The following is a 23,353-nucleotide window of genomic DNA, read 5'->3' as shown; positions in this document are numbered from 1 at the left end:
TTTAATGAAAGAGACTATTTACGCTCTCATTATAGTAAACTCTTCTAATAACTTCACCAAAGAGATTTGCCACTGAGAGCACCTTAATTTTGCTAGACTCTCTTTTAAGAGGAAGAGTATTTGTCACTACCAACTCATCAAGCTCTCCCTCTTCAATTCTCTCATATGCTGGGCCACTGAGCACAGGGTGTGTACAGCAGGCCATAACAGAAGTAGCTCCTTTTTCTTTAAGCGCTTTTGCTGCTTTGACTATTGTGCCTGCAGTATCAATCATATCATCAACAATAATTACATCTTTTCCTTCCACATTGCCTATGATATTCATAACTTCAGACTCATTTGCTTTTTCACGTCTTTTATCAACAATGACCATATCATATCCAAGCTTCTCGGCAAAATATCTAGCTCTTGCAACACCGCCAATATCTGGACTCGCAACTACAGGACTATTGAGATTTTTACTTCTGACATACTCTTTGAAAATAATAGAACCATAGAGGTTGTCCACAGGAATATCAAAAAAACCTTGAATCTGCCCTGCATGGAGATCCATTGTAATAACGCGTGTAATACCAGCTTTTTCCATCATATTTGCAATAAGCTTTGCTGTGATGGGAACTCTCGGCGCTGCTTTTCTATCCTGTCTTGCATAACCAAAATATGGCACAACAGCAGTGATAGAAGCTGCACTCGATCTGCGCAGGGCGTCAGTCATTATAAGTAGTTCCATCAAATTATCATTTGCTGGCGCTCCAGTAGGTTGCACGATAAATACATCACGTCCACGTACAGACTCTTTTATCTGTACATTGATCTCACCATCACTAAATCTACTCACAGTCGCCTGTGAAAGGGGAACGCCTAAATATTGCACCATTTGTGCAGCAAATTCCGGATGTGCAGTACCAGAAAAGACTTTATAACCTCGCATTATCTCTCCCATAACTTTTTGTTGTAATTATAGCTAAACTATCCATCCGCCACCTATGACTTTTTCTCCCTCATAAAAGACCCCGGCCTGCCCTTTTGCTACTCCATAGACAGGCTCTTCTAATTCTACTAAAGCTACATTCTCATCTATTTTGACATGACAGGGAACTTTATGGGTGCGGTATCGCACTTTTATAAAACAATCAAACTCTTTTTTATCTATAAACATATTGAGCCCACGCAAAACAATGCGTTTCTTGGCAAGATCCTCTTTTTTACCAACAACTATAATATTTTTTTGGGGAATCATATCTACTACATAGTGTGGCTCGTGGGCACCATGGATGCGAAATCCTTTACGCTTTCCTATAGTATAGTGCATATACCCTTTATGCTCACCTATCACTTTACCGCGCTTATTAACTACTACACCTGGCATATCTACTTGCGTATGCTCTTTGAGTACATCTATGTAGCTGTTTTGTACAAAGCAGATCTCGCTACTCTCTTTTTGCTCTGCAATAGAACGCAAAAGTGGGATTTGCAGAGCCTCTTTTTTCACATCCTCTTTGAGGCGTTTACCCAAAGGAAAGAGGATACGTGGTAAAAACTCTCTTTTGAGATTAAAAAGAAAATAGCTCTGATCTTTTGTTTTATCTACTCCTTCATAGATAAATTTTCCATCGGTAATTGCATAGTGTCCTGTAGCTACATGCTCTATTCCCAGCTTATCTGCAAAAGCAATGAGCTCAGTAAATTTCATAACGCGATTGCACAGTGCACAAGGATTTGGCGTAAGTCCTGCAATATAGCCATCAACGAAGGGCTTATATACGCGCTCTTGAAACTCCTGCATACGATCTTCTATATAGTATTCAATCTCTAGCAGTTTAGCTACCTGCTTTATATTTTGAATATTTTTTTCATGATACTCTTCATGGGGATGAAACTTAAAATATACCCCAACAACCTCATAACCCTCTTTTTGTAGCAAAGTAGCAGTAAAGGAGCTATCCACTCCCCCACTCATAGCTAGTAGTACCTTTTTCACCCTTTCTCCTCAAATTTGTTGCAAAAGCCTTTTAAAAAATATAGCAATATTTGGTGTCTCTTTGATATGTTCTCCATCTTTTGTCAAAGAGTTTGTCAGTTTTTTGACTATATTGGCAATTTCAATTGCTGGAATCGATGAAGCATAAGATTGCACAACAATCTCGCGTCTTTTTGATGCCTCTTCGATTAAGTTGCTCTTTTCCACATATCCCAAAAACTCTATGTGTGCATTGGGATCGATGTGCTTTTTTGCCACACTCTCTAACTTTACAAAAATCTCATGCGCCTCTTTTGCACTTTTAGTACGATTAACAACAAGATAAATTTCACTTTTTACTTTGAGAGTATATTTTATCATAGAATAAGCATCCATTATAGCTGAAGGATCTGGAATGGTCACAACTATCGTATCTGTAGCTGCTTTAATAAAGCTTTGTACATACTCTCCTATCCCAGCTCCAGTATCAATTATTAAAAAATCAAAATCGTTAAATTTCTCTACTCCAGCAAAAAACTTCTCCAAAATATCACTATTTTTGTACTGAAAGATCTCCTCCCCATTCTCACCTGGTATAAGATAGAGGTTGTTATTGAGCTGCACAACTATATCTTCAAAATTTGCATCACCTTTTAAAACATCTAAAATTGTATTTTGCGGTTTTACATTGAATATTATATCTTGGTTGGCTAAACCCACATCTGCATCAAAAATTGCTGTTTTATATCCATAAATCGATAAAAGATAGGATATATTAGCAGCCAAAGTACTTTTACCAACACCCCCTTTGCCACTGGTAATCGTTACAAACCTCATCCAAACTCCAACAAAAATTTTAGAGGAATTATAACCGATTCACGCTCGCTCCAAAAGGGATGAGGAATGAAGAGATCTTTTTTGTTTACTATTTTGTCTTCAAAAAAGATAATATCTACATCAAGTGTACGGGGAGCATTTTTAAAAGTACGCTCCCTTTTAAAACGTTTTTCAATATATAAAGCATAACGAAGGAGCTCTTGTGGAGAAAATGTAGTATCTACTGCAATGATAGAGTTATAAAAATCGGCTTGTTCAATATACCCAAAAGGTGGATTTTTAAGAATTGGAGCTGTTGCAATTGGTCTGATTTTAGGATTAGATTGGAGAAAAAGCAGAAGCTTTTTGAATCTTCTTTTCACATTGCCAATATTACCACCAATACCTAAAATAGCAAAATTATTATAGCATTTTGTCTGTAATACAGCAGGAAATCCTCCGGTAAAAAAGAGCTGCAAATCTTCACTGATACTCTTTCTCAACTATAAAACCTCTGCTCGTCCATTGCGCAGTACCACCATATCTTCAATACGTATACCAAACTCCCCTGGAATATAGATACCTGGCTCTATAGTAAAGACCATACCATCTTCTAAAATCTGCTCATTACGCGCATTGATAAAAGGCATCTCATGAATATCTAATCCTACTCCATGCCCCAATGAGTGAACAAAATATCCCTTAAATTCACTTCTATCGATAATTTCTCTAGCAATTTTATCAAGATCTTTTGCTCTCATTCCGCTTCTAGCGGCACTTATCGCTTTTTCTTGCGCTTTTCTTACTATATCGTAAGCTTTTTGGATTTTAGGGTTAGAAAACTTCTGAACTTTTTCAAAAGTTATATTCTCTTCATAATAACTTGTACGTGTACGATCAGAGCAGTAGCGCTTATATTTGATACCAGCATCAAAAAGAATCAAATCCCCTCTGTGCAGTACCTTGTCACTTGGTAAAGCATGGGGTTTGGCAGCATTCTCATTAATTGCAACAATAGGATCGAAACTTAGATCATATTCTCCATGATAAGTTAAAACTGTCTTGGCTTCCCAGTGGAGGAACTTCTCTTTTTTACCTTCACTTTTTTGTAGAGTCTTTGCAAATGCATCAAATGCCAAAGCATTGAGCTGTGCAGATTTTTGGATAAGAGCTATCTCCTCTTCACTTTTTATAATACGCTTTTGCCAAGAGAGATTGGGCTTGGGAGTAAGGTGGAGGGGGAGTTTGCGCAAACTCTCCAGTTGTGCACAGTTAAACTCATTGGGATCATAAAAGAGTTTTTTGCATGCACTTTTGCGAAGAATTTCCCGGGCAGCTTTGTAGAGATCGCGCGCTTCTATAACGGCAGCATTTTTAATATGCTCTTGTGCTTCGATCATATAGCGTGCATCTGTGATAAAAAACTTTTCACTTCCAAGACACAAAAGCAGCTCATTATCACAACTAAAACCTACCTCATAGTAGACAGCATTTTCATCTTTATATATACAGTCCAAAAGGATCTCCTCCTTAGGACTGCTGTTGTGCTTGTTGCTGTGCTTGCTGTTGCGCTTTTATCGCTTTAATCTCTTGAAAAATTTGATTCATTGCTACCATAGCAAGGTGGTAACTAAATGGACCAAAACCGGTAATCACTCCAGCACAAACAGGAGCTATCATACTCTTTTGACGAAACTCTTCTCTTCGATAGACATTGCTAAGATGTACTTCGATTGTAGGAAGCTGTACTGCTGCAATTGCATCACGAATAGCAATAGAGGTGTGAGTATATGCTCCTGCATTGATAATGATACCATCTGCATCACCTAAACACTCTTGAATTTTATCAACAATTTCACCTTCAAGATTTGATTGGAAAAACTCAATATCCATACCATTTGCATCAGCAAAAGCCTTCATCTGCGTATGGATCTCTTCAAGTTTCATTGGACCATAAATCTGCTGCTCTCTAATACCCAACATATTAAGATTTGGACCTTGGATCACCATTACTTTCATACAAATATCCTTTTGTTAAAATTTTGGTTATGATTATAACAACTTTTAGCTAAAGGAGTTTTTATTGCAAATAGCTTATGCGAAATATCTCCTCACTCCACATACTATAGAGCAAGATATGGCTATTGCCTATGATAAAGAGATTATAGCGATTGCTCCTTTAGAAAAACTGCGCGTACAGTTTCCCAATGCAGAGATTCATGACTACGGAAATGCCGCACTCCTCCCTACTTTTGCCAATCCCCATGTGCATTTGGAGTTTAGTGCAAATAGAGCAACGCTGAGTTATGGGGATTTTCTCGTTTGGCTCTATAGCGTCATTGAGCATAGAGAAGATCTTCTTCCTCGCTGCGAGGAAAATTGTTTAGAAGAAGCAATAAAACAGATTTTGCACTCCGGTACAAGCACAATAGGCGAAATTAGCAGCTATGGTGAAGAGATGGAACTGTGTGCCACCTCACCACTTAGAGTACACTTTTTTAATGAAATAATAGGCTCCAATCCAGCAGCTGCAGATGTAATGTATACCTCATTTATTGAGCGCTACACGCGGAGCAAAAAACTTGAATCACCTACATTCAAAGCGGGCATCGCTATTCACTCTCCCTACTCTGTGCACTATATCTTGGCAAAAAAAGCTTTGGAAATAGCAAGACGTGACAATGCATTTGTCAGTGTACACTACGCTGAAAGCCGTGCTGAGAGAGAGTGGCTTGATCATGCTACTGGTCCATTCAAAAAATTTTTCAAAGAGCTTTTAGGCCAAAGCACACCAGCAAATGAGCCAATGCGATTTTTACAGCTTTTCCAAAATTTGCGCACACTTTTTGTGCATATGATCCATACAACAGACAAAGAGCGCGAACTCATTAAAGATTTTGATGCTACTATTATCCACTGCCCTATCTCTAACAGACTCCTTGGCAATGGAGTACTCGATATCGATACGCTGCACAATCCTTATACTCTCGCTACAGATGGGCTAAGTTCTAATTATTCACTCAATATGTATGAGGAGATGCGTGCAGCTCTTTTTATGCATTCCCATAAGAATGCAGTCACTTTTGCAAAAGATCTTATAGTAAAATCTACTGATTTTAGCCATGAAGTTCTTGGATTTCCTGGTGGTAAAATCGCTCCAGGCCTACCAGCAAATTTTCAAATTGTCGATATTCCAGATGATTTACGAGCTCGTGAAGAGATATATTTGCATATTATTTTGCATACACAACTTCCTCGAAAGGTATTCATAGATGGAACAGAACTCTAACAACAAAACAAACCCTCTAAAAATACTCTTTTTACCTATTACGGCTACACTTGATTTCATTCAAAAGTATTTCAAAGCAATCATCTTTTTGCTCATTGTACTGCTGCTTTTTGGAGTGATGCAAAAAGAGCAGATCTCTCAACCAAATCTCATGGAGATCTCACTTGATGGTGCAATTTTAGATGCAAAAACAGTCTTAGAACAGATTGAAGAGGCACAAGATGAGAATATTAAAGGTGTGCTTTTTGTAGTCAACTCTCCAGGAGGTGCAGTTGCACCATCAGTTGAAATTAGTTATGCAATTAAGAGACTACGAGAAAAAAAACCTGTAGTAGCCTATGCAGTAGGTACAATGGCAAGTGGAAGCTACTATGCAAGCATCTGGGCAAATAAAATCATAGCAAATCCTGGAAGCACTATCGGATCTATTGGTGTTATTTTTGAAGCACCTAATCTGCAAAAGCTTCTTGATAAAATCGGTATAGAGCCTCAAGTTGTGAAAGCTGGAAAATATAAAGAGGTAGGCACACCTTTTCGCAAATGGAGTGAGCTTGAAAAGGAGGAGTTAAAAAAGGTAATTTCTAATACATACAAGATGTTCACTACAGATGTAGCAAAAGCAAGAGGGCTTGATCTCAATAAAACTTCTGAGTGGGCGGATGCACATATATTTACCGCCTATGGAGCTAAAGAGGTTGGCCTCATTGATGCAGTTGGCACACAGTATGAAGCGAAAAAAGCAGTAGAAAAATTAGCAAATGTAAAAAAAGCTGTATGGAAAAAGCCAAGCGAATTTGAAAAAATGCTCAAACGCGTCACAAGTGAGACAAGTAGCAAACTTCTCTCACTCCTCTTTGGAGGGAAACTCTTCTAAAAAAGTAAACTCCCAATAGGGTATAAAAGAGGCATAGAAGTAAGTAAAAGCCTCTTGCCTCTTTCCATTTACTAAAATTTTGATAACTTTTCTTTTATAGTAGCGTGGATGCTCCTCGAGTCTATCAATCTGCTTGAGTGTTGCTAGCTCTAAGAGATAGAGCTCTCCTCTAATGCGCTTTCCCTTACCTGGCTTATCAATTAGATAAGGATACCATCTCTTTGGAGCAATGAGGGGATAAGCTTGCAATGTTGTTGCCTCGCCCAAAAAGGTTGCTCCATGTAAATAGAAATGATTGCATAGTCCTTTTTTGAGTGTACCATAAACAAAGAGTTTATAGCGCATCCTTGCTCTCAACTTTTACACCTACGCGATAGTGAAGATCTTGAAGCTGCACCTCATCACCTATCTTAAGATCAGATAGCATAACAGGTTTGCCATTCTTTACTACTTGTGCACTCCCTTTTGGTAGCTCCTTTGCTCTATATGCCATCTCCATCTTTTGCTGTAACAGTATTAACTCATTTGTTTTTGCCTGCAATTGCATTGCTAAACTATTGTGCAATGCTTGCAAGAGTCTAGGGATCTCTTGCTCTTTGGTTTGTAAACTTATGCGCAGAGCCTGTGAAAAACCCTGGCTAAGATTTACAATTTGTTGCCTATAAAGCTCTAGTCTTCTATGAGGAGAGAGTTGTGCCATGGACTGCTGTATATGGCGAAGTTCTTGCTCTTTGAGTCCTACAATGCTTTGCATACGTTTGTGCATCCTATCTATAAGTGTATCAAGATAGAGTAGAATCTCCTCTTTGTCTGGCAAAATCCTCTCAATGGCTGCACTAGGCGTTGGAGCACGCAGATCTGCAACAAAATCACTAATAACATAATCGATCTCATGCCCTACTGCAGAGACAACGGGAGTTTTTGCTTTGTAAATTGCTTCAGCAACTATCTCTTCATTGAAGCACCACAGATCTTCAATACTTCCCCCACCCCGTCCTACTATCATAACATCGGCCCCAAGAGAGTCTGCTATCTCGATGGAGTGAGCAAGATCTTGTGCTGCCTCTTTCCCCTGTACCAAGGAATTTACGATATATACCTTCACTAAAGGCCAGCGTTTATCAATAATGCGGAGCATATCTTGCAACGCTGCACCAGTAGCAGAGGTAACGATTGCAATAGTTTTTACAAAATCTGGAATTGGGCGTTGCTTTGCAAAATAGTCCTTTGCTTCAAGCTTTTTTTTGAGTTGCTCGAAAGCTATCTGTAACGACCCTACACCTGCTGGATGTAGCTCTTTTGCATAGAGTTGATACTCTCCTCTTGGTGTGTAGATTCCGATGCGGCCTTTGAGGATGAGCTTTTGCCCCTCCTCTACCCTAAAAGGTACACTGCGCAGATCACTACGAAACATAACACAACGAATGACGCTTTTTTCATCTTTGAGACTAAAGTAGAGGTGTCCGCTGGTATGGTATGTAGGTCTGCTCACTTCTCCTTCTACATACACTTCAAGAAAGTGAGACTCTAAAAGCGATTTTATCTGCTCATTAAGCTGGGAAACAGTTAAAACCTGCATGGAGCTTATACTTTTTTAGCAATAAAGAGTGTAGAGATCCCAAAAGAGAAGGCTTTCACATACTCCATAGCAAACCCTGCAGCTTCCAGCTCTTCAATAAGCTGTTCTGTAGTCAAAAAGCTATCAATGGAGTTTGGAAGATACTCATAGGCATCTTTGTTTCCTGATACCATGCCTCCTACCCTTGGTAAGATATTTTTCATATAAAACTCGACAATGTTATCCATGAGATTTTGCTTGCGCCGTTTGGTAAATTCTAAGATAACAAGCACTCCCCCCGGCTTTAAAATGCGATAAAACTCATCAATTGCCTCTTTGCGCTCTACCACATTTCTAATACCATAGGTGATACTGACAAATTCCGCTGCCTCATTTGGGAGAGGAAGTTCTTGTGCAAATGCAACTACGTAGGAAAAGTGTGGAAACTTCTCTTTTGCTACTTCAAGCATTCCCTCAGAAGGATCTACTCCAACAAAATCATCTACACCAATCCCTTTTTTGCGAGCCGTCTGCTCCCAAAACCCAAGCATATCGCCAGTCCCACACGCCACATCTACAATACGCTCTATGCTATCATTATTATAGATCTCAAATGCCCTCTTGCAGGCTCTCTTGCGCCATACAATATCACTGCCAAAACTAAGAATCCTATTTGCAATATCATAACTTTTTGCAATATCGTCAAACATTGAAACTATTTTTTTCTGCTTATCCATTCTTACTCCATATAAGGAGATCATCCCCTATGTTTTGTGTATGTAAAAAACGTAACTTCTTATTAAAAGCATAATTTGGTTTTTCCAAAGATTTGGGAGCAATGAAGATCATATACCAATCTACTAGCGCTCTTGTGGCTTTAAGCATCCCTTCGCCCCCTTCTACCATAATGAATTTATACTCTTTTACTCTTTCCAAACTATCTTCTATAAATACTTCTCTCTTTGGAACTTTAAAAAGAGGAATCTTTGCATCAAACTCTGTTTTTTTAGAGTAGATAAGAACATCAGGAGCACGTCCTTGAACAAGGCGGCTATCCAAAATAGGCCTATCTTTTCTCACGGTATTTCCCCCTATCACAAGGAGGTCTATTTTATTACGCAACTGGTGCACTATCTCACGTGATTGAATATTACTAATAGTTCCAGCTGTTAAATTTCCATTGATTGTTTGGGCAAATTTAAAAAAGATGAATCTACTTTTACTCCAGCGAATAAAAGGCTCAAGAAGATCTTTTGCTTCTTGCTCTTTAACACCTACCACTACCTCCAAACCACTCTCTTTGAGATAGCGTGCACCACCTGTAGCCTTTTTGTTTGGATCTAAAATTGCAATAACAATTCTTTTAAATCCAAGATTTTTAATCAATAGTGAGCAAGGAGGAGTTTTTCCATAGTGAAAGCAGGGCTCTAGCGTTACATACATCGTAGCGTCTCTAAAGAGCTCGCCTGCATTTTTTAATAAGTAGTTGTGGAGATGCAAAGACTCATTTATAGGAAGTATCTCCTCATCTTTTGTCAAAGCGTAGTAGGCATCTTTGATAGCCAACACTTCAGCATGGGGAGCACCTGCTTGTTGGTGTGCTGCAATGCTAAGAAGCCTCCCATCTTTGACAACTACTGCACCCACGGCAGGATTAGGGTATGTTAATCCTTGAAATTTCCAGGCTTCATCGAGTGCTGCCTGCATGTAGAAGTTATCGAAATTTACCATTCAAAATAGGTCTTTGCACTGGAGATATTATCAAAATCAATACTTATTTTGCCTTGAGAGGTTTGTAGCATAATCTTTTTGTCTTCTACCCCTACAAGTTCTCCTTCGTAAACTTCTCCATCAATTGTAGTGATACGTACCTTCTCTCCAATAGAATTTTCAAAATGAGAAAGCTTTTTGAGTTTTCTCTCAATTCCCGGAGAGCTTACCTCAAGATTGTAATCACCCTGTACTGGAGGATGAACATCGAGCAGTGGAGAAATGAGTTGCGAGATCTGGACACATTTATCAAGGCTCACACCCTCTTTATCTGTAATTGTTACCCGGTAAATCGTCTTGCCCCTCTCGCTTACTGTCTCAATATCATAGAGTTTTGCTCCACATGATTCTACGATATTTTTTATATCTTGCTCAAGACTCACTTCTCTTCCTTTATCTTTGCAAAGAGATCTTCGATTTTCTTCTGCTGTTCTAGAAGCTCATCAAATTTAAAATGGAATTTTGGGCATTTAAACCAACCACTCATCTCTAAGCAGTAACTTTGCAAAAGAGGTGCTGCTTTTTTAAGGGCTTTGAGAATCTCTTTTTGCTCCTCAGGTGAATAAAATGATTTATCTATATAGACATCTGCATCGTATCCACCCTTTTTTACATCAACTTCTGTCACAGTAATACCATGCAACCGCTCATCATCTAACTGCCCAACTGCTTCACTAATAAGCTCTCGCAGTAGCGATGCTTGGCGCTTTCTTTTTATTTCACTTGGTTTCACATTTACTCCTACAGCGTTGCTGCTTCCTCGATCTCTTTATAGGCTTCAATAACATCGCCTGGCTTGATATCATTGAAATTCTCTATCATCATACCGCACTCATACCCTTTGCTCACCTCTTTTACATCCTCTTTAAAACGTTTGAGTGAACTAATCTTACTATCATAAATAACAACGCCATCTCGAATTACTCGCGCTTTTGCATTTCTCTCAATTATTCCATCTGTGACCAAACATCCTGCAACTGTACCTACTTTTGGTACATTAAAAGTCTCTCTTACTTCTGCTTGTCCAATAGACTCTTCGCGAATCACAGGTGAGAGCATACCGCTTAGTAATGCTTTGACATCATCAAGTAGATCGTAAATAATGGAATATGTTTTAATAGTGACACCAAGCTGCTTTGCTTTCTCTTTTACACTTCCAGTAGGTCTTACATTAAAGCCAAGTATCACAGCATTTTCACTCGCATCTGCTAACGTTACATCACTCTCACTAATAGCCCCTACTCCTGAGTGAATAACATCGACTTTTACCTCTTCGTTTTTGAGTTTATCAAGACTTCCTTTAATAGCCTCCAAACTTCCTTGCGTATCAGCTTTAATAATAACAGGTAGCTTTTTGAGCTGTCCCTCTTTGACAAGTTGGCTAAGCTCTTCAAGTGTTACTTTTGTAGTTTTGGAGAGCTCTTTTTGTCTTTCATACTCTGCTCTGCGCTCTGCATACATTCTTGCTGTCTCAGCATCTTTGACAGCTATCATAATTTCCCCTGCAGGCGGTACTTTATCAAGTCCTACCACCATACCTGGCTCACTTGGGGTTCTCATTTTTACCATTTTCCCTAAATCATCAATAATCGCTCTTACACGCCCATATGCCACACCGCATACCACATGATCGCCAACTTTCAATGTTCCATTTTTCACAATAACTGTCGCTACCGGTCCACGCCCTTTTTCCAAAGAGCTCTCAATGACAATAGCTTTTGCTTCACGCTTTGGATTAGCCTTGAGCTCCATGAGCTCAGCTTGGAGTAATATAGTATCAAGGAGTTCATCTACACCTTCACCAGTTTTTGCACTGACATTCACAAACTCATACTCTCCACCCCACTCACTAGGAGTAATGCCAAGCTCTGCCATTTGTGATTTTACAAGATCAGGATTTGCATCTGGTTTGTCAATCTTATTGACTGCTACAATCATTGGGATATCTGCATTTTTAGCATGATTGACAGCCTCTACTGTTTGAGGTTTAACGCCATCATCTGCAGCTACAACGATAATAGCAATGTCTGTAGCCTGTGCTCCCCGTGCACGCATCTCGGTAAAAGCTTCGTGCCCAGGTGTATCTATAAATGTAATCTTTTTGCCATCTTTTTGGATCATATATGCACCAATATGCTGGGTAATACCGCCAGCCTCACGTTCAGCAATCTTCGAATGCCTGATAAAATCGAGCAAAGAGGTCTTCCCGTGATCCACGTGTCCCATGATAGTAATAACAGGAGGTCTCTCTTCTAAATAGTTATCTTCAATCGCATCATACGCACTTACATAATCGAGTTCTTCAAGTACATCTTTGACTTTAATTTCAAGCCCAAACTCTTCTGCTAAGATCTCTATTGTCTCTTTATCTAAAAAGTCATTTTTTGTAGCCATCATACCAAGATTAAAAAGAACTTTTATAACATCTGCTACACTTTTGCCAGCCTTTTCAGCAAATTCGTATACTCTTACCTCTTCTGGAATTTCAACGACTTTAACTTCTCCCTCGCTCTTTGTCTCTTTTTTCTTACGCTTTTTCTTTTTAGATCTACTTATTCCCGTCTGCTCAACATTAAAACTTTTGCGTGCGACTTTTACCTGCTTACTCGGCGTTTTTTTAGTCTGTTTTTGCTCCTCTTCTACCTTGTTGAGCTCTTCACTAAAATCTGGCAGTACAACAACTTCTTCTTCCAACTCCAAACTCACATCGCTCAAATCTCTATCTTCGAGTATTTCTATTTTCTTGCCTTCCTGTTTTTTTGCAGGAGCAGGAGCTTTTTTCGCTTTTTTCGCTTTTCTTTTTAGCTCAAGACCTTCACTCTCTTGTGGCTGCTCTTTTTTTTGCTCTTTTTGCTCCTCTTTTACTTCAGGCTCTGGTTTTCGTTTTTTCTTGACAATTACCAATCCCCGACGTTTTTTCAATGAAGGGGGAGTAAGAGACTCTTTTTTCTCTTCTGTTTCTTCTTTTTGCTTTTTAGGTTTACTCTCTTCTTCCTTGGCCTCTGGAGCTGCAACCTCTTGAGGTTTCTCTTCTTTTGATACTTTTGCTTTTTCCTCTTGTGGTTGGGGCTTTGGCTTTGGTTGCTCTTTTTGTGGTGTTACAGGGGCTTTTTCTTCAGATTGTACTGGAGCACCACTCATAATATATTCAGTAAGTTTTTCAGCCTCCTCAAAGGTTACAGTACTTTGTACTCCGCGTACCTTAAGCCCCATCTCTTTGGCTTTATCTAAAACATCTTTACTTTTGAGGCCTAATTCACTGGCTATCTCATGGATTCGCACTTTATCCATTATCAATAATCTCCTTTAACATTTTCAAAGCCGAGGCAGGATCTGTTTTACAGATTCGAGCGAGATTTTTAGAGAGGTTTTTATCCTCTAGGCAGGATTTGCATATATAAAAGCTTCTGCCAACTCCGCCATAGGCATATATCTTCTTCTCCTCACAGCGAAGTCTGCTGAGCTCGTCTTGATAAAATCGTTGTCTACAATTGATGCACATTCTTATCGGCTTTGACATTGGGACTAATTATATCAAAAAAATATGCGTAAAGAAATAGATGGAGTATTCTCACTCCTCTATTATGATCCCTTGATTGTCAAAATCCAAAATTTTAATAGCAAATTTGGAAAATCTATTTTGCAATTTGTATGCAAGAGGTTTTGCATCTTCTGCATATACCATATTGAAAAATGTAGAACCACTGCCTGAGAGCGTACTCATCAAAGCCCCATTTTGCAACGCTAGCTTTTGTACTTCAAAGAGTTCTGGCATTGCACGCATACGGATATCTTGGTGGAGTTTGTCTTTGGAGGCGATACGTAGCAGATCCCACTCCTCATTAAATATAGCCGCAGTAAGAAGAGAGCTATGAGAGATATTAAAAACTGCATCACTCAAAGAGAGCTTACGGGGCAATTTGGTGCGTGAATGGGAAGTGGAAATAGGCCTATTTGGTATAACAATAACAGCTTTGAGATCTTGAGGCATCTCTTTTTTTATACTATACACTCTACTGTTTTCAACAACAGCAGCATTGAAGCCTCCCATAACAGCAGGAGTTATATTATCGGGATGTGGCTCATAGCTCAAAGCCAAACTCAACAATCTTTGAGAAGATAGAGGAATACCAGCCATTGCATAAGCTGCAGCTATTGCACTTACAATAACTGCTGAGCTACTTCCAAGCCCCCGTGAAAGAGGTATTTTATTATAAAAAGTAAAGCGAAATTTCTCTTTTTTATCTACTAGATTACGGTAGTGCTCATTAAAAATAGAGATAAAAATATTATTACCTTTGAGGCGAAAACTCTTTGAACCCTCCCCCTTTATAGAGATACTAAAAAATCTACTTCTTTTTATACTCACTTCATTACGCAAATCCAATGCTACACCCAGTGTATCAAATCCCGGCCCTAAATTTGCACTTGTTGCTGGTACACTTATAAACAATACTACGCCTTTACCGCAGGGATAACATAAAGTGGACTTGTCTCTTCTTCACTACACGCTAAATCTTGCAAATTTTGCGGCAATTGAAAACTGCTTTCCACTTCACCCTCTATTTTTTTTGTCACAATTTTACCATTTTCTTCTACAAAATAGAGGTTTCCTACAGCTTTTATTGGCTGGTGATTGTTAAATGCAAATCCACTACAACCAAAGAGTCTAATATTGCGAGCAATTTGGAGAGTCTTTAAGAAAATATAAACAAGTTTAATAGCCATAAAACTTCCAGGGCCTCTTGCAAAGTAGACACTCTTGATGGTATAGCGTTGCAAGAGATCTTTAAAAATTTGCGGCAAAATATCGCTAGTTTTTTCCTCTTTGACTATAGTTTCTGTGAGCTTACCATCTTGATAAACTCCAACGAGGAGTGGTGAAGAGAGGCCAACTACGACAATATCTACATTACTCTTTTGCGTAGGCAGCCCCAAGTACAAATCCTTCTTCGTTTGTACCTTTTGCTTCAACTATTTCATAAGCATCAGGATTTGCAAGAAGTTGTTTTGTCAAAGCGTGGTTGAGTGCATGACTTCCTGCATACGCCTCATACTCGCCCATAATCGGACAACCAAGCAAAGAGAGATCACCTATTGCATCTAAAACTTTATGTCTTACAAACTCATCTGGATAGCGCAGACCTTCTGGATTGAGTACTCTGTTTTCATCAAGCACAATAGCATTTTCCAAGCTTCCGCCTCGTGCCAATCCAATACTACGCAGATACTGCACCTCTTTTAAAAACCCAAATGTTCTTGCTTTTGCAATCTCTTGAAGATACGCTTTTTTGCTAAATTCAAATCGTAAATACTCTTTACCAATTACAGGATGAGAAAAATCGATGGTAAAATCAAAAATCATAGAGTTTGAAGGTTTGAGTTTCACATACTTATTTTCTTCTCTCACCTCAATCTCTTTTGTAATTTTTAAAACTTTTTTAGAAGCGTTGAGTGTAGCAATTCCAGCCTCATCAAGCAGCATGCAGTAGCTCATTGCGCTTCCATCCATTATAGGAACCTCATCATTATCCAAAATAATGAGGAGATTGTCGATCCCATAGCTATATACTGCACTCATGAGATGCTCAATAGTAGAGATACTCACATCCCTCTTTCCAATTACAGTAGCCATTTTTGTATCGACAACGCTATCTGGATGGAGAGAAATATAGAGATTTTTATCTTTTCTATAAAATATAATTCCTTCTCCTGCGCCAAGAGGCTCTAAGCGCATTTTGACAGGAACTCCTCTATGTAGCCCGATACCGACTAATTCTACCGCTTTTTTGATTGTAGTCTCTTGCATCTCCATCCTTTATCTTACTACCATTTTAGCAAAATTATCTGGTGGTGTCTATTATCTTTTTGGCATCACGCAATATATCAGAAATGTTAACTTTAATCCATTTTTTATCCATCCATTCTGAAGGATGCACCTCTATACCTTGCACCAAGACACCAAAGTGGAGATGATCTCCTAAAGCCAGACCAGTATTTCCTGTTTTAGCTATCGTTTTGCCTCTTGGTACATGCTCGCCTTTTTTTACTAAAATGCTTGAGCAGTGTCCATAAAGGGTATAAAGCCCTAATCCATGAGATATGATTGGCATATTGCCATATATGCCGTTATAGTCTGCAAAAACCACATCTCCAGCATTACTCGCCTTAATGGAAGCTCTTTTTATACTTGCTAGATCAAGCCCAAGATGGTAAGACTCACTGACCAACTTTCCATGATAATAGTAGTATCTATGTGTACCAAAACTAGCCACTGGTGCTGCATTTTTCAATGGGTAGAATGGCTTTAAAACAAATTTTTGCAACAATTTTTGCGGCACTTTAGATGTGAGAGTATGAATAAGTTTCTCATTTTGCTCACGTAGTGTTTCATTGACAAATTTAAATTTCTCTATGAGATCCATACCTTCTGTTTGCGGATAATCTTCTGCTAAAATTGAGACTTTTCCTTCCAAAAAGCTCTTTTTAAGATGAATGATACTCTTTTTGTATCGCCTATTTTTTAAATAAAGGGGTATATGTATCTTTGCTCTATTGCCAGCTTTATCGTATGCCACAATATCAGCACGAAAACTCTTTTTCCATAAAGGCCAGGCAATGAGTGCAGCGTAGTAACCTTTTTTATAAAAAGGCTCAGCATAAAATTTTTTGCCAAAATTGGTTTGAATATAAAACTCTTTAAGATTTTCATCTTTACATCCAAAAACTACAAGCGCACTTCCACCTTTTAAAATAGCATAGGAGTTGGAAATGAGAGTAAGTTCAGGTCTTTTTGTATCAATATAAATTTTAACACTCTTCTTAGCACTATTACCCAAAAAATAGTTCCAATAACTTCTATCACGTACCTCTATCTCAAGCTCAGCCTTTTTGGAAGGAAACTCCATGTCTGCAGGTGCTTTAAGCTGGAGTTCTACCTCTTTTTTAGGAGTGTTAAGGATCTGCTTTTCAAGTGTTTTCTTTTGCTCTCCATTACTTATGACAACTGTATACTCTTTAATAGCTTCATTATCTGTAAGCTTTATTTGAATAGGTTTTTTAAGGTTCCAATAGATCTTATCGGAAATTGCAATCGTTGGTTTTTCTCTCTCAAATGCTTTTGATGTAGAAATAAAATATGCCACTCCCCCCATAATTGCCACTACTGCTATAAAAAGATATAAACCCTTTTTACTTCTTCTCAATATCTAACTCCTTTACTAATATGTCTAAAATCTTTTCTTCTACTTTTTTAAAATCGTTTAAAGGTGATGTAAACCCCGCAGCCCGTTTGTGGCCACCCCCTCCAAAAACGAGGGCAATTTTTCCAACATCAATAAAATTTTTCGATCGTAGCGATACCTTGATATTACCATTTTCCTCTTCGCGCAAAAGCATCGCCACTTCAACTGTTACAAGGCTTCTAGCCATATTCAAAGCATCATCAGCCATCTCTTTTGTTGCTCCTGTGGTTTTGAGCATCTGTTGGGTAAGATATAAAATCGCAACTTTTGCATTAAGTCTTAACGTTAACGTTTCTAGTACAAGAGGAAGTAAACGAAGCTTCGCTAGAGGCTCTCGCATAGTAAGCTGATTTGCTACAAACTCTGGAACTACCCCCATGTCACAGAGCTCTTTTGCAAAAGCAAAAACATCTGCATTGACACTATCGTACTTGAAAAAGCCAGTATCATCCACTAAAGCAGTATAAAAACAAAGTGCACTCTCTTGCGAAATTTGTACACCGCACTCTTGTAAAAACTTATATACCACTTGAGAGGTTGCAGCAGCTTTAGGATCGATAATATTAAAATCTCCATACAGCGTGTTTGTACGGTGATGATCGAAATTAATAAGAGGCAGTTCCATTTTGGATATGCCCAGCCTATCAAAACTCCCACAATCAAAACTTATAAGAAGCTCAGATTTAGGTGGTAAACTCTTTTTTATACCCTTAAATCCTGGTAAAAAATCAAGATTGTAAGGAAGTGGTGTGACATTCACAACTGTCGGTTTTTTTCCCATTTTACGCAAGATATGATACATCCCAAGAGCGCTACCGAGTGTATCAGCATCTGGATTGACATGGGTAAGAAGAGTGATATATGTTGCTTCTTCTATTCTCTTCCACGCCTCTTTCATAACTCAATCTTCATAGAGATATCTGGCCATACTGCTTGATGGACAATACTCCCACTACTTATAGCATCTATACCAGTATCGATATATTCTTTGATATTTGCAGGAGTGATGTTGCCACTTGCTTCAATCAAAACATGAGAAAAATGCTCGTTACGCAGCTCCACAACTTTTTTGATCTCTTCAATTTCCATATTATCACACATGATAATATCGGCTCCCGCTTCCATAGCCTCTTTTGCTCTTGCAAAACTTTCACACTCTATCTCAATTTTTGCTGTAAATGGAATCGCTTTGCGCGCTTTTTGCACAAAGGAGCCAAGATCTTCTATTGTAGCTAAGTGGGTATCTTTAAGCATCAAACAGTCATCTAGACCCATTCTATGATTTATTACTCCACCTATTCTTGCTGCATACTTTTCAAATACCCTTAGCCCAGGCCTTGTCTTTCTCGTATCCAAAACCTTGATTTTTCCACCACTGAGCCTCACAAACTCTCTCGCTTTTATTGCAATACCAGAGGCATGCAAAATAGTATTGAGAAGACTACGCTCAGCTTTTAACAGAGCAATCGATTCTCCATACACATAAGCGATTATGTCACCCTCTCTAAATGCATCGCCATCATTTTTTTGCCATGAAACCTTGAGTCCAAGCTGTGTGGCAATTGCATCGGCATAAGGCTGCCCAGCTAAAACACCCTCACTCTTTGCGACAATTTTTGCAGCAGCCTGTCGTGACTCCCCTACTCTTTCAAAGAGATCGCCTCTTCCTATATCTTCAGCAAGTACAACTTTTGCAAACTCCTCTATTCCCATTACGCCTCCAGATACGCAAACATTCTCTCAAGAGCCACTTTTGCCCAATGAATTGTCTCTTCATCTACATGGATCTCATTTATAGGATTGCCTTTTTGGATCTCAAGAAGAGTATTATAAACATCTTCGAGAGTCGTCTCATTCATTGTAGGACACTCTGGCTTTGTAGATGAGAGGACATAGGTATTTTTTGACCTCAGTCTATGCACAAGATTATACTCCGTGCCTACTGCAACTTTTTGCTCAAGAGGCAAAGATTGTACATATTTGATAATCTGGCTTGTAGATCCAACAAAATCGGCTACTTCACACACACTTGGATCGCACTCTGGATGCACCGCTATTTTAATACCAGGATACTTTTTTCTAAAAAACTCGACATCTTTGAGGGTAAAGAGCTGATGCACTGAGCAAAAACCGTTATAGCAGATAATATCGGCTTGGGCTATCTCTTGCGGCTTATCAATCCCTATGACAGCACTTTTAAGCCCCATTTTTCGCGCAACATTTTGCCCTAAGCAGCGATCAGGTACAAATAAAATCTTCTTTTTGCTCTCCATAGCCTTTTGGATAATGCTCACAGCACTACTGCTCGTACACACAGCACCGCCCATCTGTCCTACTTTTGCTTTTACCTCAGCACCACTATTAATATATGTTATAGGTAAAATATCCTCTTTTGGTATGCCAGCTTCTACCATTGCCTCTACCGACTCATCAAAGTAGGTACTATCTATCATTCGTGCCATTGCACAACATGCAATTTTTGGCATTGCAACTCTTTTTTGAGGAGCCAATATCTTGACACTTTGCCCCATAAATCCTACACCACAAAAGAGGACCCACTCGCTATCGCTCTCTTTTGCCCTCTTTGCAAGTTCTAAACTATCACCAGTAATATCTGCAATCTCATATACCTCATCTTTTTGATAGTAGTGCGCCACAATTGTGACAGAGAGTTCGTTCTTTAGCTCTTCAATACTCTTTTTCAACGCTTCGATACTACTCAATAAGACTCCTTTAGGCTAACGTTATGTAATTTTAGCTAAAATTGATTAAAAATTTTTGTCACAAAGGGAGTGAATGGATTTTTTAACGAATCCAAATGTGCTTTTTTATATTGCTGCATATTTGATTGGAGGCATACCTTTTGGCTATATATTAGCAAAGATTTTTGCTAAAGTAGATATCAAAAAGAGTGGTTCGCATAGTATTGGGGCTACAAATGTATTGCGTGTAGTCAAGCAAAAAGATGAAAAACTTGCTAAAAAACTGGCAATCGCTACTGTAGTTTTTGATGCACTCAAAGGTACTGTATTAGTTCTCATTGCAAAATTTTTAGGTTTTCCTCCTGCAGTTTGGTGGATGGTTGGGATTATGACAGTGCTTGGTCACTGCTATAGCATCTTTTTGCGCTTTGAAGGGGGCAAAGGCGTTGCTACTGGCATGGGTGTTTTGCTGGTATTGTTGCCTATAGAGACGCTCATTGGCATTGTAGTCTGGGCAGTTGTAGCTAAAACAACAAAGATATCCTCTTTAGCTTCACTGAGCGGACTTATTGCAGTGATAATTGCAAGTTTTATTATCCACCCCGAGCTTCCCTATGTTAAATCCCATGCACCTTTACTCCTTTTGGCATTTATCATAGTCTATAAGCATCTTCCCAATATCGTACGTCTCATCCAAGGCAAAGAGGGCAAGGTGGCAACTTGATGGAGTTTCGCATCGATTTGCGCGATCTTGAATTCTATGCAATTATAGGTATCTTGCCACAAGAGCGTGAAATGCAGCAAAAGATCATCGTCGATCTTTGGCTTACCTATGAATATGCACAAGGTTTTGTTGATTATGCAAAGGTAGCAGATCTTATTAAAAAGCATATGCAAAAAGAGCAATTCGAGCTTCTTGAAGATGCACTCATTTCATGTGCAAATCTTCTAAAAGAGTCTTTTCCCCAGATAAAAAACCTCTCAATCGCCATAAAAAAACCGCAAATTCTGCATAACGCAACTCCCAGCGTATCGCTTTTTCTTAAATTTGAATAAAAATTTTTTTAAAAAAAGCTAAAAATTTGTTTAAATCTAGTTGAAATTGTGTTATAATTTTGCCGGATTCTTAAAATAGACTAAGGGGCGGTGAATGAGAATTTTGATAGTAGAAGATGAGGTAACCCTCAATAAAACGCTTGCAGAAGGACTCAAAGAGTTCGGTTATCAAAGCGATATTAGTGAAAGTCTCAAAGATGCACAATACTATCTCGATATTAGAAACTACGATCTCATACTTGTTGACTGGATGCTACCTGATGGCAGTGGACTAGAACTTGTCTCACAAGTAAAACAGGACAATCCAAAAACTATCGTCATAGTGCTGAGTGCTCGCGACGATAAAGAGAGCGAAATAGAGGCTTTGCGTGCAGGTGCAGACGACTATATACGCAAGCCATTTGATTTTGATGTTTTAGTTGCTAGAATAGAAGCACGCCTTCGCTTTGGCGGTAGCAGTATTATTGAAATCAAAGAGCTCATTATCAATCCTGAGGAGGAGAAAATCCTCTATAAAGATAAAGAGATTGAGCTCAAAGGTAAACCTTTTGAGGTACTGACACACTTAGCACGCCATAAAGACCAAATTGTCTCCAAAGAGCAGTTACTCGATGCAATCTGGGAAGAGCCAGAGCTTGTCACACCAAATGTCATTGAAGTTGCAATCAATCAGATCCGACAAAAGCTTGACAAACCTCTAGGCATCCAAACAATCGAGACTGTTAGACGTAGAGGCTACCGCTTTTGCTATCCACGAAAAGCTTAAGGGTCAAGCTTCTATGGCGATTAGTAGTGGCTTCGGCCATTCTCATCGCCCTCTTTTCAACATTTTTATATAGCTTCATCAAGCAATCACTCTATGAAGAGGTACAAGAGCAACTCCTTCGTCAAGCGCAATTCATAGCTACGACTGTTACAAACTATCATATTGGAGAGAAGATAGATAATTTCTATCTCAAAAAGACTCTCAATATATCTGTTACAGTTATTCCAAAACCGCAATTCATCAATGATAGTACATTTCAAGAATTTAACACAAATGGAAAATATTTTCTTGTACTTTTCTATCCCTACAACTTCAAAGAACAGACTTTTTTAAAAGTAGAAAAAGATATAACAAACATTCATACTATGCTACATAAAATATATAAAATCATTCTTTTTACCAATGCCTTAGCCTTTGCATTTATTATACTCTATGCTGCAATTCTTGCTAGCTATCTTACAACATATATCACCAATCTCAATAAAAAGCTCTCAACAATGAATGAGCATATGCTCAAACCTATAAAAATTAAAGATCTCCCAGAAGAGTTTCAACCTTTGGGTCAGGCAATCAATATGCTCATCAATCGCATACAGACATTTATAAAGTATCAAAAAGAGCTTTTTATAGGGATTGCACATGAGCTCAAAACCCCTTTAGCAGTTATGAAACTCAAAAATGAAGTGACACTGATTAAAAAGAGAACCCCCGAAGAGTATATTGAGACAATTAAACTCAACATAAAAACAATAAATGAGATGAATAAAATGATTGAGAGCATACTAAAAATAGGTCGTCAAGAAGGGGATCAGTTCGAACCTCCTGTCAAACTTGATCTCATTGAGTATCTCAAAGAAAAGAGTAAAAACTATGCTCTTTTGGCAGAGAGCGAAGGGAAAAAGTTTGTAGTAGAGCTCAAACCCCAAACTTATATCACAACAATTCAACCAACCCTTCTCAATCATATCATTCAAAACTTTGTGCAAAATGCTATTAAATTTACAAAAGAAAATGGCACCATAACATTGAGAAGCTACCCTACAGCCAAAGGTATAAAAATAGAAGTTATCGATGAAGGACCGGGGATAGATACATCAATTGATCTCTTTGCACCATTCAAACGTAAAGGAAAACAGGGCGGTGTAGGATTAGGACTCTTTTTAGCCAAAAGTGCTGCAGATGCAATGGGAGCAACTATCACCATCACCAATAGGAAAGATAAAAAGGGCGCTATCGCAACTCTCTTTATCCCCAAACAGCTGGCATGTCCGCTCTGTTAGTTTAAAGTTATTTTAAGCATTTCTTCTGTATAAATCTC

27 protein-coding genes are annotated in these 23,353 nt (G+C 38.6%); 6 read left to right on the top strand and 21 right to left on the bottom strand.

Translation table 11 applies throughout. The features are described 5' to 3' along the window. Window position 1: 1 nt before the first annotated feature. Genes JG738_RS02390 through aroQ form a run of 6 tightly spaced genes read right to left on the bottom strand, consistent with a single transcriptional unit; the run spans window position 2 to window position 4,795 of the window. On the bottom strand, window positions 2-931 hold the full coding sequence (locus JG738_RS02390; RefSeq protein ID WP_201338148.1) for a ribose-phosphate pyrophosphokinase: 930 nt from the start codon (window positions 929-931) through the stop codon (window positions 2-4). Window positions 932-964: 33 nt separating this feature from the next. After that, window positions 965-1,981, bottom strand: coding sequence for a tRNA 2-thiouridine(34) synthase MnmA (gene mnmA / locus JG738_RS02385; RefSeq protein ID WP_236583195.1), 1,017 nt, complete (start codon window positions 1,979-1,981; stop codon window positions 965-967). A 9-nt stretch (window positions 1,982-1,990) separates the two neighbouring features. After that, window positions 1,991-2,797, bottom strand: coding sequence for a P-loop NTPase (locus JG738_RS02380; RefSeq protein WP_201338146.1), 807 nt, complete (start codon window positions 2,795-2,797; stop codon window positions 1,991-1,993). Continuing rightward, on the bottom strand, window positions 2,794-3,279 hold the full coding sequence (gene folK / locus JG738_RS02375) for a 2-amino-4-hydroxy-6-hydroxymethyldihydropteridine diphosphokinase (RefSeq protein WP_236583193.1): 486 nt from the start codon (window positions 3,277-3,279) through the stop codon (window positions 2,794-2,796). Before folK ends, JG738_RS02380 begins: the two co-directional genes overlap by 4 nt. Then, window positions 3,280-4,293: a M24 family metallopeptidase gene (locus JG738_RS02370; protein WP_201338144.1), complete on the bottom strand. Its 1,014-nt coding sequence runs from the start codon at window positions 4,291-4,293 to the stop codon at window positions 3,280-3,282. Between the two features lie 13 nt (window positions 4,294-4,306). Then, entirely contained in the window at window positions 4,307-4,795 is a 489-nt protein-coding gene (gene aroQ / locus JG738_RS02365; RefSeq protein ID WP_201338143.1) for a type II 3-dehydroquinate dehydratase, read from the bottom strand. Window positions 4,796-4,859: 64 nt separating this feature from the next. On the opposite strand from aroQ, the gene JG738_RS02360 reads away from it, so the two are divergent. Beyond that, window positions 4,860-6,065 (top strand): metal-dependent hydrolase, encoded by a 1,206-nt coding sequence (locus JG738_RS02360; RefSeq protein WP_201338141.1) that lies wholly within the window; start codon window positions 4,860-4,862, stop codon window positions 6,063-6,065. Next, entirely contained in the window at window positions 6,049-6,939 is an 891-nt protein-coding gene (gene sppA, locus JG738_RS02355) for a signal peptide peptidase SppA (protein WP_201338139.1), read from the top strand. Before JG738_RS02360 ends, sppA begins: the two co-directional genes overlap by 17 nt. Here the strand turns inward: sppA and JG738_RS02350 are convergent. The 15 genes from JG738_RS02350 to nadA form a co-directional block, all read right to left on the bottom strand. After that, window positions 6,910-7,296: a gamma-glutamylcyclotransferase gene (locus JG738_RS02350; RefSeq protein ID WP_236583192.1), complete on the bottom strand. Its 387-nt coding sequence runs from the start codon at window positions 7,294-7,296 to the stop codon at window positions 6,910-6,912. The genes sppA and JG738_RS02350 overlap by 30 nt on opposite strands. Beyond that, window positions 7,274-8,518 carry an exodeoxyribonuclease VII large subunit gene (xseA, locus tag JG738_RS02345; protein WP_201338137.1) on the bottom strand — a complete coding sequence of 415 codons (1,245 nt, stop codon included), beginning with the start codon at window positions 8,516-8,518 and terminating at the stop codon, window positions 7,274-7,276. Before xseA ends, JG738_RS02350 begins: the two co-directional genes overlap by 23 nt. A gap of 5 nt (window positions 8,519-8,523) precedes the next feature. Next, complete coding sequence (ubiE, locus tag JG738_RS02340) at window positions 8,524-9,234, bottom strand: bifunctional demethylmenaquinone methyltransferase/2-methoxy-6-polyprenyl-1,4-benzoquinol methylase UbiE (protein WP_201338135.1); 711 nt, start codon at window positions 9,232-9,234, stop codon at window positions 8,524-8,526. After that, window positions 9,227-10,204: a bifunctional diaminohydroxyphosphoribosylaminopyrimidine deaminase/5-amino-6-(5-phosphoribosylamino)uracil reductase RibD gene (gene ribD / locus JG738_RS02335; RefSeq protein WP_236583191.1), complete on the bottom strand. Its 978-nt coding sequence runs from the start codon at window positions 10,202-10,204 to the stop codon at window positions 9,227-9,229. Before ribD ends, ubiE begins: the two co-directional genes overlap by 8 nt. A gap of 17 nt (window positions 10,205-10,221) precedes the next feature. Further along, window positions 10,222-10,650, bottom strand: coding sequence for a ribosome maturation factor RimP (gene rimP / locus JG738_RS02330; RefSeq protein ID WP_201338130.1), 429 nt, complete (start codon window positions 10,648-10,650; stop codon window positions 10,222-10,224). Further along, a complete protein-coding gene (rbfA, locus tag JG738_RS02325) occupies window positions 10,647-11,000 on the bottom strand; it encodes a 30S ribosome-binding factor RbfA (RefSeq protein ID WP_236583190.1) in 354 nt (117 codons plus the stop codon). The genes rimP and rbfA overlap by 4 nt, the downstream gene beginning before the upstream one ends. An 8-nt stretch (window positions 11,001-11,008) precedes the next feature. Next, entirely contained in the window at window positions 11,009-13,558 is a 2,550-nt protein-coding gene (gene infB, locus JG738_RS02320; RefSeq protein ID WP_201338128.1) for a translation initiation factor IF-2, read from the bottom strand. Further along, window positions 13,551-13,769: a DUF448 domain-containing protein gene (locus tag JG738_RS10610; RefSeq protein WP_197685297.1), complete on the bottom strand. Its 219-nt coding sequence runs from the start codon at window positions 13,767-13,769 to the stop codon at window positions 13,551-13,553. The genes infB and JG738_RS10610 overlap by 8 nt, the downstream gene beginning before the upstream one ends. A 69-nt stretch (window positions 13,770-13,838) precedes the next feature. Continuing rightward, window positions 13,839-14,720 carry a homoserine kinase gene (gene thrB / locus JG738_RS02310; RefSeq protein WP_201338126.1) on the bottom strand — a complete coding sequence of 294 codons (882 nt, stop codon included), beginning with the start codon at window positions 14,718-14,720 and terminating at the stop codon, window positions 13,839-13,841. Between the two features lie 2 nt (window positions 14,721-14,722). Continuing rightward, complete coding sequence (locus JG738_RS02305; RefSeq protein WP_201338124.1) at window positions 14,723-15,205, bottom strand: hypothetical protein; 483 nt, start codon at window positions 15,203-15,205, stop codon at window positions 14,723-14,725. Beyond that, window positions 15,180-16,076 carry a UDP-3-O-acyl-N-acetylglucosamine deacetylase gene (gene lpxC, locus JG738_RS02300; RefSeq protein WP_201338122.1) on the bottom strand — a complete coding sequence of 299 codons (897 nt, stop codon included), beginning with the start codon at window positions 16,074-16,076 and terminating at the stop codon, window positions 15,180-15,182. Before lpxC ends, JG738_RS02305 begins: the two co-directional genes overlap by 26 nt. Before the next feature lie 34 nt (window positions 16,077-16,110). Beyond that, window positions 16,111-17,472 carry a M23 family metallopeptidase gene (locus JG738_RS02295; protein ID WP_236583189.1) on the bottom strand — a complete coding sequence of 454 codons (1,362 nt, stop codon included), beginning with the start codon at window positions 17,470-17,472 and terminating at the stop codon, window positions 16,111-16,113. Beyond that, window positions 17,459-18,409, bottom strand: a complete 951-nt coding sequence (locus JG738_RS02290; RefSeq protein ID WP_201338120.1) for a bifunctional oligoribonuclease/PAP phosphatase NrnA — start codon at window positions 18,407-18,409, stop codon at window positions 17,459-17,461. The genes JG738_RS02295 and JG738_RS02290 overlap by 14 nt, the downstream gene beginning before the upstream one ends. Continuing rightward, a complete protein-coding gene (gene nadC, locus JG738_RS02285; protein WP_201338119.1) occupies window positions 18,406-19,224 on the bottom strand; it encodes a carboxylating nicotinate-nucleotide diphosphorylase in 819 nt (272 codons plus the stop codon). Before nadC ends, JG738_RS02290 begins: the two co-directional genes overlap by 4 nt. After that, on the bottom strand, window positions 19,224-20,234 hold the full coding sequence (gene nadA / locus JG738_RS02280) for a quinolinate synthase NadA (protein ID WP_236583188.1): 1,011 nt from the start codon (window positions 20,232-20,234) through the stop codon (window positions 19,224-19,226). The genes nadC and nadA overlap by 1 nt, the downstream gene beginning before the upstream one ends. Window positions 20,235-20,307: 73 nt before the next feature. Here nadA and plsY point away from each other — a divergent pair, with 73 nt between their 5' ends. The 4 genes from plsY to JG738_RS02260 all read left to right on the top strand — a co-directional run bounded on the left by plsY (window position 20,308) and on the right by JG738_RS02260 (window position 23,315). Continuing rightward, complete coding sequence (gene plsY, locus JG738_RS02275; RefSeq protein WP_201338118.1) at window positions 20,308-20,937, top strand: glycerol-3-phosphate 1-O-acyltransferase PlsY; 630 nt, start codon at window positions 20,308-20,310, stop codon at window positions 20,935-20,937. Continuing rightward, entirely contained in the window at window positions 20,937-21,269 is a 333-nt protein-coding gene (locus JG738_RS02270; RefSeq protein WP_201338117.1) for a dihydroneopterin aldolase, read from the top strand. The genes plsY and JG738_RS02270 overlap by 1 nt, the downstream gene beginning before the upstream one ends. 94 nt (window positions 21,270-21,363) lie before the next feature. After that, entirely contained in the window at window positions 21,364-22,035 is a 672-nt protein-coding gene (hsrA, locus tag JG738_RS02265; RefSeq protein ID WP_084275337.1) for a homeostatic response regulator transcription factor HsrA, read from the top strand. A 26-nt stretch (window positions 22,036-22,061) separates the two neighbouring features. Further along, a complete protein-coding gene (locus tag JG738_RS02260; protein WP_236583187.1) occupies window positions 22,062-23,315 on the top strand; it encodes a HAMP domain-containing sensor histidine kinase in 1,254 nt (417 codons plus the stop codon). Window positions 23,316-23,353: the final 38 nt, after the last annotated feature.

This window comes from Nitratiruptor sp. YY08-26, assembly GCF_016593215.1.
GTDB classification, from domain to species: domain Bacteria; phylum Campylobacterota; class Campylobacteria; order Campylobacterales; family Nitratiruptoraceae; genus Nitratiruptor; species Nitratiruptor tergarcus.
Note: the sequence above shows the minus strand (reverse complement) of the source record. Positions and strands in the feature narration are given on the sequence as shown.

Coding starts and splice junctions, on each gene's coding strand:
- infB (WP_201338128.1), bottom strand. CDS start 13,558: ATGGATAAAGTGCGAATCCATGAGATAGCCAGTGAATTAGGCCTCAAA.
- plsY (WP_201338118.1), top strand. CDS start 20,308: ATGGATTTTTTAACGAATCCAAATGTGCTTTTTTATATTGCTGCATAT.
- JG738_RS02270 (WP_201338117.1), top strand. CDS start 20,937: ATGGAGTTTCGCATCGATTTGCGCGATCTTGAATTCTATGCAATTATA.
- xseA (WP_201338137.1), bottom strand. CDS start 8,518: ATGCAGGTTTTAACTGTTTCCCAGCTTAATGAGCAGATAAAATCGCTT.
- JG738_RS10610 (WP_197685297.1), bottom strand. CDS start 13,769: ATGTGCATCAATTGTAGACAACGATTTTATCAAGACGAGCTCAGCAGA.
- JG738_RS02390 (WP_201338148.1), bottom strand. CDS start 931: ATGCGAGGTTATAAAGTCTTTTCTGGTACTGCACATCCGGAATTTGCT.
- sppA (WP_201338139.1), top strand. CDS start 6,049: ATGGAACAGAACTCTAACAACAAAACAAACCCTCTAAAAATACTCTTT.
- nadC (WP_201338119.1), bottom strand. CDS start 19,224: ATGGGAATAGAGGAGTTTGCAAAAGTTGTACTTGCTGAAGATATAGGA.
- ribD (WP_236583191.1), bottom strand. CDS start 10,204: ATGCAGGCAGCACTCGATGAAGCCTGGAAATTTCAAGGATTAACATAC.
- JG738_RS02380 (WP_201338146.1), bottom strand. CDS start 2,797: ATGAGGTTTGTAACGATTACCAGTGGCAAAGGGGGTGTTGGTAAAAGT.
- ubiE (WP_201338135.1), bottom strand. CDS start 9,234: ATGGATAAGCAGAAAAAAATAGTTTCAATGTTTGACGATATTGCAAAA.
- aroQ (WP_201338143.1), bottom strand. CDS start 4,795: ATGAAAGTAATGGTGATCCAAGGTCCAAATCTTAATATGTTGGGTATT.
- hsrA (WP_084275337.1), top strand. CDS start 21,364: ATGAGAATTTTGATAGTAGAAGATGAGGTAACCCTCAATAAAACGCTT.
- JG738_RS02290 (WP_201338120.1), bottom strand. CDS start 18,409: ATGAAAGAGGCGTGGAAGAGAATAGAAGAAGCAACATATATCACTCTT.
- lpxC (WP_201338122.1), bottom strand. CDS start 16,076: ATGCAAGAGACTACAATCAAAAAAGCGGTAGAATTAGTCGGTATCGGG.